Origin of the sequence: Laedolimicola ammoniilytica (assembly GCF_025567165.1) — a bacterium.
Taxonomy (GTDB): domain Bacteria; phylum Bacillota; class Clostridia; order Lachnospirales; family Lachnospiraceae; genus Laedolimicola; species Laedolimicola ammoniilytica.
Window position 1 is genome coordinate 1 of record NZ_JAOQKC010000065.1, and the last position, 495, is coordinate 495.

The following is a 495-nucleotide window of genomic DNA, read 5'->3' on the forward strand; positions in this document are numbered from 1 at the left end:
CTTGACCATTCTGACTGCCGGTGAGCAATCAGCTCATACATAGCGTTGTATGAGGGTCATAGGTTTGTTATTTTTAAGAGGTTTTCGTCCTCTTGGAATGATTACCTTTTTAGGATAATCACCTCGGATGTCTTGTGTTAAATTCATTCTAAGGATTGAATTTAACTTGTAGATATTTCAGTATATAGTTTTCAAGGTGCAATCAACTGATTGATGTTCTAATCAGTCATTAGAAAACTCAATAGCTTGAATCCTCTAATCACTGGTTAAAACCAGTTATATATAACAGCACTTCCCTGCTGGTACGGGTTAACACATCCCTGCTCGCAGGCTTCGTTTTGTTCTCCACCCACTAAGATATGTCCGTATCTATATATAACACTCTTTCGAGTTGTTTTTTAGGTAATCTGGCAGCCACCTGCTCTCCCATATCGTCTCCAACATAGTACCATCGGCCGCTTAGGTCTTAACCATCGTGTTCGGGATGGGAACGGG

1 rRNA gene is annotated in these 495 nt (G+C 40.6%); it reads right to left on the bottom strand.

What is annotated here, in order from left to right:
- Window positions 1–405: 405 nt before the first annotated feature.
- Window positions 406–495: ribosomal RNA gene (rrf, locus tag OCV63_RS17405) — 5S ribosomal RNA — on the bottom strand; the annotation flags it as partial.